Source organism: Streptomyces sp. NPDC054847, from assembly GCF_053610925.1.
Window position 1 is genome coordinate 1 of sequence record NZ_JBSGZJ010000292.1, and the last position, 9,312, is coordinate 9,312.

A 9,312-nucleotide genomic window follows, 5' to 3' on the forward strand; every position below is an offset into this window, starting at 1 on the left:
GGGAGGGGCGCGAGCAGCCCGACGGGCTGCGTGTCCCTTCACCGCAGCTCAGTGCGGCCAGGTGCGGCGGTGCGGGGTCCCTGGGAGCCACCGTGTCCCAGAGGGCGTTCCGCGAGGTTTTCGTGAGTGGAGGGTTCATTGCCGACTGACCGTACGGGTCACGCCCGCGACGATTGCAGTTGCCAGGATCCAGCCGGTGATGATCAGGGCGTACGACAGCCACTGGAGCCAGCCGTCAGGGGCGAACGCTGGCTCCTGACCGAAGTTCACGACCGGAAGGAGCAGGTCGAGGGTGTAAAAGACGGGGTTGAAGTCAGGGGCCTCGCCGGCCTTGATCGGGCGTGGGTGGTCCAGGCCGTATGCGATCGATCCGACGGCCATAAGGGACAACAGCCACACAGCCGCGCGCACCGGGCGGAAGCCGTAGCCGACGGTGGCGTCCTGGACGAATCCCCACAGCCGCCCGTACCAGGTGAGTGTGGTGCGTCGACGGCGCTGCTTGGCCAGTTGGACGAGCCGGGCCGCGTCGTCGTCACCGACGTGGCGGTAGGCCGCCATCAACTGCTCGTAGGCGTGCGGCTCGTACCGGTCCTCATCCCGCTCCAGCATCGGCAGGCGGCGTTCGGCGGGCTCGTGCGGGGTGAGTACGGTGTACGTGAGATTGCTGAGATACACCCGGTCCGGCAGCATCTCCGGTTCAAGGGTCAGGATCTCTATGTGGGAACGCCGTAGATTCAGGGCGCCCTCGATGCGATCGCCCCTGCGTAGCCAGAGTTCACCGATGACGCAACTGCTCGCCCGCAGTGCCGTGTCGCCCGGATGCGACAGGTGTGCGTGGAGCAGGTCGAGACGGCCCGATATACGCGAGCCTCGGAGCTCGACACGGCCCTGCGCTCGTATGCACCGCGCCCGTACATGGGCTCCCACGTTGAGGTTCTGCGCGTCCAGGGCGGTGCCGTCGGGCTTGTTGAACTCGGCGTCCTGAACGTTGATCCGCCCGGCGACGGAGGCGCCTGTGAGCCGTACCTGTCCGTGCGCACGCATCTCCGGCGCCCACAAGTCGTCCCCGATCGTGGCCTGGTTGAGCTGCAGCACCGGCTCGGAGTCGTCCGGCGCCGTGAACTCCGCCCGCTCCATGAACAGCGCCCCGGAGATCTGCGCCCCGCCGAGCCGCACCGGCCCCCGCATGAGGCAGTCCGTCATCCGCAGCACCCCCTCGACCCGCAAGGTCGCCGAGGTCAGGCCCGGCAGAACGGACTTCCTCAGACTGAGCTGGCGCAGCTGGGCACCGTACAGGTCGGGAACGCCGTCGAAGTGGCACTGGCGCAGCCGGATGGCAGCGTCGATCGTGGCATACCTGAGGTCCAGTACGCCGGTGATCCGCGCCCCCGTGATCTGGAGCGCGGCGATCTGCCCCTCCTCCTGCGGAGCCTTGAGCAGCAGCGTCCGCAGCACACACGCCCGTACGGTCCGCTCCGCGCCCCAGGCGTTGCCGAGCGCCGGATCCTCTTCCTCGGCGGCGCGGAAGTCCACGGACTCGCCGCGCGGAAAGGCCCGCCATATACGTACCTCGGCCGGCGTCAGATCGTGGGTGTCGTTCACGCCGGGACTCTGACGTGCTGCGTTCGGGCTGTCAACTGCCGTAGGGAGCAGGCCATGCCGTCCGACATCCATCCTCTCCCTCATCGGCTGCGAGCCCCTGACTCCTGGGTTTGCGGGCTGCGAGGGCGCTCGAGCAGCAGGCGTCAGGGACTCGCAGAACGCCCCCTCAGTGGCTCCCCTTCGACGTCACGTCTCGGCTGCGTCCGTCCACATCAGCGAAGATCGTCCGGGCACGCCCCTCATGGCTCGGCATGAGCGGCACAAGGCGCGTGCCGGTTCGACATCCCGACATCAACGGAGTCGGACGGCAGCACACTTGCAGGTCGCTGTGTGGACCACGCCACCGCAGGACTCCACGGCCGGAGCGAACGCCGATCGGACTTACAAGGCGTGTGTCAGCGGCAGCACGCCGCCGGATCCGTGCCAGATCGAACAGTCAGCCGCGGTAACGCCCTTCCTGAGCCCCCTCTTAGCCTCACCTTAAAGGCGTCATAAGGATGGCCCTCACCCCCCGCCAGCAGGCGATTTCGACGTGCCGAGCGGCTAACTTGCAGATCGCCGGGGCCGGTTCGAGCAGTCGGTGCCGTAGTCCGCGGGGGGCCGCGCCGCCTGCTCGAACCGGCCCCGGTGTCCCCCCATAGCCGTCTGAAGGAGAACGTCCCCATGACCGCTCGCCGCAAGGTCACCACGGTCGCCGCGCTCGGCCTCGCGCCGCTCGCTCTCGCCGGTCTCGCCACGGCGCCGGCGTCCGCCCACGGATCGATGACGGACCCGGTCAGCCGGATCTCGGCCTGCTTCGCGGAGGGGCCGGAGAGCCCGGACTCGGCGGCGTGCAAGGCGCTGGTCGCGGCGGGCGGGACGCAGCCCCTGTACGACTGGAACGAGGTCAACATCGCCAACGCGGCGGGCAACCACAAGCAGTTGATACCGGACGGCAAGCTGTGCAGCGCGGGCCGCGACAAGTACAAGGGTCTCGATCTGCCGCGCGCCGACTGGCCTTCCTCGCCGCTCGCCTCCGGCAACCACACCTTCCGCTACAAGGCGACCGCACCGCACAAGGGCACCTTCGAGCTGTATCTGACGAAGGACGGCTACGACCCCACGAAGCCGCTCAAGTGGTCGGACCTGGAGGAGAAGCCGTTCGCGAAGGTCACGAACCCCAGGCTGGAGAACGGCGCGTACGTCTTCGACGGCATCGTGCCGAACAAGTCGGGCCGGCACCTGGTGTATTCGATCTGGCAGCGCTCGGACTCCCCCGAGGCCTTCTACACCTGCTCCGACGTGGTCTTCGGCCAGGACAGCGGTGGAAGTGCGGCGGCCCCCGCCGCGAGTGCGCCCTCCGAGCAGGACATCGAGAAGGGTGCCGACAAGTCCACGGTCGACCACGGCGGTCACGGCGGTGACGACCACGGTGATCAGGCGGGCGCGGGAGCGGGCGCAGGCGCCGGGACAGGTACGGGCACGGGCGACGGGGCCGGGAAGCCCGCGGAGCAGCCGGCGGAGAACGCCCCGGAGGCGAAGGGCGCCGACGAGCCCGCGGCGGCCCCGGCCGCCCCGGAGACGTCGGACGAGAATCTCGCCGCGACAGGTGGTGACAGCAGCACCACCTACATGGCGATCGGCGGTGCGGCGGCGCTCGCGGTCGGCGCGGCGGCGCTGTTCGGGCTGGGCCGGCGCAGGACCGTGACGCCGGGCGGACGTCACAGCCGCTGAGCGCGACACGGCGGGGCCGCCTCCCCTCCCGGGAGACCGGGCCCGGGCGGCGGCCTTCTGCCGTGCGCCGGGTCAGCCGAAGACGGACGCGCAGGTGGTGGGTCTCGCGTGCGCCGGGTCGAGCGCGTTGGCCACCTCGTGGTAGGCGATCAGGTCGAGCACGCCGATCGCGACGTGCTCCGACAGATCAAGTGGGCAGAGGTCCTGGAGCAGCACGTTGCGGACGTTCGGCCCGCTGAGGTACTGCGACCGCCAGGGGGTGACCACCTGGTCGTAGCGGGTGGCGATGACCGTGTAGCGCACACCGGGCACGGTGTCGCCGTCCGCGTTGAGCTTGGTGAGGAAGGCGGATCCGGTGACCTGGTCGGCGAGGGCCGGGGTGTGCCGGCCGAGCAGGTCCGCCGCGCCGGGGAAGTACGGCAGCAGCCCGGTGAAGCCGTTGAGGGTGGTGCCGTGGTTGCTGGGGGCGATGCCGACGAGGGCGTTCACCTTCTCGGCCCCGCCCAGGAACTTGAGGTAGTAGCGCGGCATCATGCCGCCCTGGGAGTGGCCGACGATGTCGGCCTCGGTCGCGCCGGTCGCGGCGAGCACCTTGTCGACATAGGCGTCGAGTTGCTCCGCCGACTTGTCGATGGGTCCGAGGCCGTGGAAGAAGGGCACGTTCGGGAGTTGCCCGTAGTCGAGGGAGAAGACGCAGTAGCCGCGCTTCACCAGATACGGGGCGAGGACGAGCCAGTTGTCGACGGAGTTCCCGAGGGTTCCGTGGACGAGGACGACGGGGCGGGGATGGGCGGCGGAGGGCTTGCAGTCGTAGTTGTTCCAGCCACTGCTGGGGGCGGCAGTGGTGGGTTCCGCGGTGGCGGTGGCGGCCGGGGTGAGGGCGACGGCCACTGCGAGCATGAGGGCTGACAGTGGTCTGAGCGCACGTTTCCAAGGCAGCATCGATCTGTCTCCTTGCGGCTCAAGGGAGTTGCGATGGCTGGATTCGCTGTGCTCACGTCAACTTACGGGCGGGTAACCAGAACTGGGAAGTTACGCGTCGGTAAAGACTGCCCCTTCTTACGGAGCGGATCTGCTATGCACCGGCTCCGCGACGGCGGACAGACGGCCGCCAGGTGGCGGGGGGGCAGACCGTGCCCCGGAGGAACGTGTGCGGGCAAGCACCGCTCCGGCAGCCGGGTGCACGGGCAGGAGGCCACGGCTCGGCCGCCCGGCGCCCTACGCCGCCAGCGATCCCGGCACGACCGCCCCGGGACCGAACTTCGCGCGGGCCCGGTCCGCGACCTCCTCGATCCGGCGCGCCCGCTCGTCGGCAGGGTCGAACGTCAGCTGCCGCGCTGCCCGTTCGGCCGCCGTCAGGTCCTCGGCGCGCAGCGACAGCCCCCGCACCCTGGCCCGCTGAAGCCCGAGCGCCCGATGGAGCGCGTATGCGGCGTCGGCGAGCGCCGCCGAGTGGGCGGTCGGCTCCCGCAGGGTGCGGGTACGGGTGGTCGTGGACCGGTCGGCATAACGCACCGTGAGCGTCAGGGCCCTGCAGACCTGACGCTCGCCCCGCATCCGCGAACCCAGCTCCTCCGCGAGCGACAGCAGCGCCCGCCGGTGCTCGACCTGGTCCAACTCGTCGAGGTCGAAGGTCCGTTCGGCGGCCATCGAGCGCGAGAGGGCGTTCGGGACGACCGCCGTGCGGTCGATGCCGCGGGCCCGTTCCCACACCTCGCGCCCGGCCCGCGCGCCCAGGATCCGCTGGATCACGGCGAGCGGCGCGCCGGCGACACGGCCGGCGGAGTCGAGACCGTACGCGCACAGGGTGCGGGCGGTCACCGGCCCCACCCCGTCGAGCGCGGCGACCGGCTTGTCCGCCAGGAAGGCCGCGGTCTCCTTCTCGGTCACCACCAGGGTCGTGCCCGGCACCGCCTCGCGCGCGGCCATCCTGGCGATCATGGGTACGGGTCCGGCGCCGATGACGCAGTCCACGCCGCAGTGCGCGAGCGCCCGCACCCGCAGCAGGGAGGCGAGCTGCGCCGCGTCCCGCCCGAAGTACCGCTCCGCACCCCGGACGTCGACGAGCGCGGCGTCCGGCGGCAGCGCCTGGACGACGGGGCTGATGTCCTCCGCCACGGCGAGCAGCGCGGGCAGCGCCGCCTCGTACATGGGCGGCAGCAGGAAACGCACGTAGAGGATCATCCGGCACTCCCGGGGCTCTGATGCCACAACTTCCTTCCGCCCGCGGCAGCTTCACCGGCGGGCTTGAGATCCGCCCAGGGGTTGAGCTCGTAACCCGTCGGCAGCTGGATCCGGCGGCCGTTGTCCGATCCGGCCTCGCCGTCCGGCTCCGGCGCCGGGGCGGCCAGCCGGGCGGCGACCGCGTCGAGGCCGCCGGTGCGCCGCAGTTCCACCAGATCCGCCAGATTCCAGGCGGCCGAGCCGACCACGCTGAGGCTGCGCGGCCCGCGCCGCTGCACCACACCGCGCACCAGCAGCAGCCAGGAGTGGAAGACGGTGTGGGCGCAGGCGGCGTGGCTGTCGTCGAAGAAGGCGAGGTCCACCAGGCCGGTGCCGTCGTCGAGCGTGGTGAAGATGACCCGCTTGCCGGAGCGGATCGGCGGGGTCTGGGTGGCCGCCTTGGCACCCGCGACGAGCACCGTCCGCCCGTGCGGGGCATCGCGCAGCCGCTGCGCGGAGAGCACACCGAGCTCGGCCAGGAAGGCATGGTGATCCGCCATCAGATGACGGGAGGCGTCCATGCCGAGCACGCCCAGCTCGGCGCTGAGGCGTTCCGCGTCCCCCAGGTCGGGCAGCCCGACCGGTGCGGTCTTCTGCCCCTGGGCCAGCGGGAGCTGGCTGCCGTAGGACGCGGCGCCACGCCGGGTGCGGTGCAGTTCGGCGAGGTGCAGCAGCAGATCGCGGCGGTTGGCGCCGAAGGTGTCGAGCGCGCCGACCTGGGCCAGCCGCTCGGCGACCGGCCGCGAGGGGCAGGCCCGCTGCCAGAAGTCCAGCAGCGAGGAGTACGGCTGCCCCGCCTCGATCCGCGCCGCCTCCGCCTCGCTGATGCCGTGCACGTCGGAGAGCGCGAGCCGCAGCCCCCAACGGCCCTGTCCGGGACGGGAGCCGGCGGCAGCGCCGGAACCAGGACCCGAGCCGGGTCGGGCGTCGGCGCCAGGGCCGGTCCCGGTACCGGCCCGGCACGATGCATCATCAGACACCAGTTCGATTCGGTGTGCGACCGCCGACCGGTTCACATCCAGCGGCAGCACCGGCACCCCGCGCCGCCGCGCGTCCGCCAGCAGCAACCGCTTCGGATACATCCCGGGGTCGTGGGTGAGCAGTCCGGCGTAGAAGGCCGCCGGATGGTGCGCCTTGAGCCAGGCCGACTGGTACGTGGGCACGGCGAAAGCGACCGCGTGCGCCTTGCAGAAGCCGTACGACCCGAAGGCCTCGACGATCTCCCAGGTCCGGCCGATCACCTCGGGCGCGTAGCCCTTGGCCCCGGCGTTCTGCGCGAACCAGGTCTTGATCTTCCCCTGCGACTCCGGGTCGGAGAGACCGCGCCGCACCCGGTCGGCCTCGTCCCGGCCGCAGCCGGTCATGATGTCCAGGATCTCGATGATCTGCTCATGGAAGACGACCACTCCGTATGTCTCCCGCAGCGGCCCTTCCAGGTCGGGATGCGGATAGCGGGCGGGTGCCCGGCCGTGCCTGGCCTCGATGAACGGCCGCACCATGTCGGCCGCGACCGGACCCGGGCGGAAGAGTGAGATGTCGACGACCAGGTCGCCGAAGGTCTCCGGCTGGAGCCGCCCCACCAGGTCGCGCTGACCGGGCGACTCGATCTGGAAGCAGCCCAGCGTCTCGGTCGACTTGATGAGCCGGTAGGTGGCCGGGTCGCCCGGCGGCACGGCGTCGACGTCGACCTCCTCGCCGGTGGCCCTGCGCACCTCGGCGACCGCGTGCGCCATCGCCGACTGCATCCGCACCCCGAGGACGTCGAGCTTGAGCAGACCGAGCTCCTCCACGTCGTCCTTGTCGAACTGGGACATGGGGAAGCCTTCGCCGCTGGTCGGCATCACCGGCGTGCGGGTGAGCAGCGAGGCGTCGGAGAGCAGCACGCCGCACGGGTGCATGGCGACCCCGCGGGGCAGCGCGTCCAGCGCCTCGACCAGCTCCCACATCCGTTCCCGCTGCTTCGACTCCCTTGCCACCTCCCGCAGTTCCGGCAGTTCGGCCAGGGCCGCGCGGGCGTCGCGGGCCCGGATGTGCGGGAAGGACTTGGCGAGCTTGTCGATCTCCGCCGGGTCCATGGACAGGGCGGCGCCCACGTCCCGGATCGCGTGCCTGACCCGGTAGGTCTCCGGCATGGCGACGGTCGCGACCCGCTCCTCGCCGAAGCGGCCGATAATCTCCCGGTAGACCTCGAGCCTGCGGGCGGACTCCACGTCGATGTCGATGTCGGGCAGGACACGCCGCCGTTTGGACAGGAAGCGCTCCATCAGCAGCCCGTGCTCGACCGGGTCGGCGTGCGCGATGCCGAGGAGGTGGTTGACCAGGGAGCCGGCCCCGGAACCGCGCGCCGCGACCCGGATGCCCATGCCCTTCACGTCGTCCACGACCTGAGCGACCGTCAGGAAGTAGGAGGCGAAGCCGTGGTGGGCGATGATGTCCAGCTCGTGGTGCATCCGCTCCCAGTACTCGCGCCGTCCGTCGTAACCGCGCAGCACCATTCCGGCGGCGGCCCGGGAGGCCAGCACCCGCTGCGCGGTGCGGTACTCGGCGCCGACGAGGGCCGGCTCCGGGAAGTGGACACTGCCGATCCCGAGGTCGTCCTCGGGGTCGACCAGGCATTCGGCGGCCGTCTCCTCCGTCACGGCGAGCAGCCGGTGCGCGAGTTCGCGCCGGAAACCGGCGGCCTCCGCGACCCGGGCGGCGAGGGCGGCCATCGCCGCCGGGTCCTTCAGCCAGCGTTCACCGCTGTCGAGGCCCTTGCGCGGGTCGACCGGCACCAGGCGGCGGGCGGCGTCGAGGATGTCGGCGACGGGGCCCTGGCCGGGGTCGGCGTAGCGGACGGCGTTGGTCAGCACGGGCCGTACGCCCTGCTCGGCGGCGAGGCCGAGGGTACGGGCGGCATGGCGCAGCGAGCCCGGACCGGTACCGCCCCCGCCGTGGTGCACGACCTCCAGGCGCAGCCGGTCGCCGTACCGCTCCCGCCAGGGGACGAGCAGCTTGGCCGCGCGGTCGGGCCGGCCGGCGGCCAGTGCCCTGCCCACCTCGGACGAGGGGCCGAGCAGCACGGTCAGCCCGTCGCCGTGGTTGTCGCCCCAGGACAGCAGGGGGCTGCGGGGGTCGGTGGCGTGGGCGGCGGTGATCATCCGGCACAGGTCGGCCCAGCCGCGGCGGTCGCGGGCCAGGAAGACGGTGCGGGGCGCGGACTCGTCGACGAACGCTCCGCCGCGCACCGGGGTGCGGCGCCGCTCGGCGGGTCCCTCCTGTCGGGCCCGCTCCCCCACGGCGAGGTCCACCCCGAACAGCGGCCGTACGCCTTCCTTGGCGCAGGCTGTGATGAAACGGACCGCCCCCGCAAGGGTGTCGCGGTCGGTCAGCGCGAGGGCGTCCATGCCACGCTCGGCGGCGCGACCGGCCAGCCGCTCCGGGTGGGAGGCCCCGTACCGCACGGAGAACCCGGAAACGGTGTGCAGATGCGTGAAGTAAGGCATCCGCACCTCCTGAATCAGTCGTTCTCACCTCCCCCACCTCCAACCATAGACCAGTTTCGAACATGCGTACGACACATTCCCGGAGCCTTCCCGCAGCCCCGCGTTTCCGTCCCCGCGTGGCGGCAGTGAGTCCCGCGCGGGGCTACGGAGTGGTGCCCGGCCGCGGCGGGCCGGTGGCGGTACGGCGGCCCGGCAGCGCCGCCGCCAGGAGCGCACCGGCCGCCGCCACGGCCGCGAGGACGGTCAGCGCCGGCCCCGTCGCGGAGACGGACATCACCGCGGGCCCCGC

At 71.8% G+C, this 9,312-nt stretch carries 5 protein-coding genes; 1 reads left to right on the forward strand and 4 read right to left on the reverse strand.

The genetic code is table 11. The features are described from left to right. Nucleotides 1-135 precede the first annotated feature (135 nt). Entirely contained in the window at nucleotides 136-1,602 is a 1,467-nt protein-coding gene (locus ACWGH4_RS24495; RefSeq protein ID WP_453464569.1) for a membrane-associated oxidoreductase, read from the reverse strand. A gap of 663 nt (nucleotides 1,603-2,265) precedes the next feature. On the opposite strand from ACWGH4_RS24495, the gene ACWGH4_RS24500 reads away from it, so the two are divergent. Beyond that, a complete protein-coding gene (locus tag ACWGH4_RS24500) occupies nucleotides 2,266-3,315 on the forward strand; it encodes a lytic polysaccharide monooxygenase auxiliary activity family 9 protein (protein ID WP_453464572.1) in 1,050 nt (349 codons plus the stop codon). A gap of 72 nt (nucleotides 3,316-3,387) precedes the next feature. Here the strand turns inward: ACWGH4_RS24500 and ACWGH4_RS24505 are convergent, their stop codons facing one another. From ACWGH4_RS24505 to ACWGH4_RS24515, 3 genes are all read right to left on the reverse strand, one after another. After that, nucleotides 3,388-4,257, reverse strand: a complete 870-nt coding sequence (locus tag ACWGH4_RS24505) for an esterase/lipase family protein (protein WP_453464575.1) — start codon at nucleotides 4,255-4,257, stop codon at nucleotides 3,388-3,390. 276 nt (nucleotides 4,258-4,533) lie between these two features. After that, nucleotides 4,534-5,499: a DNA polymerase Y family protein gene (locus tag ACWGH4_RS24510; protein ID WP_453464578.1), complete on the reverse strand. Its 966-nt coding sequence runs from the start codon at nucleotides 5,497-5,499 to the stop codon at nucleotides 4,534-4,536. Beyond that, the gene (locus ACWGH4_RS24515) at nucleotides 5,496-9,023 is read right to left on the reverse strand and encodes a DNA polymerase III subunit alpha (RefSeq protein WP_453464581.1); all 3,528 of its coding nucleotides are present in this window, start codon (nucleotides 9,021-9,023) and stop codon (nucleotides 5,496-5,498) included. The genes ACWGH4_RS24510 and ACWGH4_RS24515 overlap by 4 nt, the downstream gene beginning before the upstream one ends. Nucleotides 9,024-9,312 lie beyond the last annotated feature (289 nt).

What these genes read in the sequence shown, in the direction of transcription:
- ACWGH4_RS24500 (WP_453464572.1), top strand. Translation starts at nt 2,266, where the DNA reads ATGACCGCTCGCCGCAAGGTCACCACGGTCGCCGCGCTCGGCCTCGCG.
- ACWGH4_RS24505 (WP_453464575.1), bottom strand. Translation starts at nt 4,257, where the DNA reads ATGCTGCCTTGGAAACGTGCGCTCAGACCACTGTCAGCCCTCATGCTC.
- ACWGH4_RS24510 (WP_453464578.1), bottom strand. Translation starts at nt 5,499, where the DNA reads ATGATCCTCTACGTGCGTTTCCTGCTGCCGCCCATGTACGAGGCGGCG.
- ACWGH4_RS24515 (WP_453464581.1), bottom strand. Translation starts at nt 9,023, where the DNA reads ATGCCTTACTTCACGCATCTGCACACCGTTTCCGGGTTCTCCGTGCGG.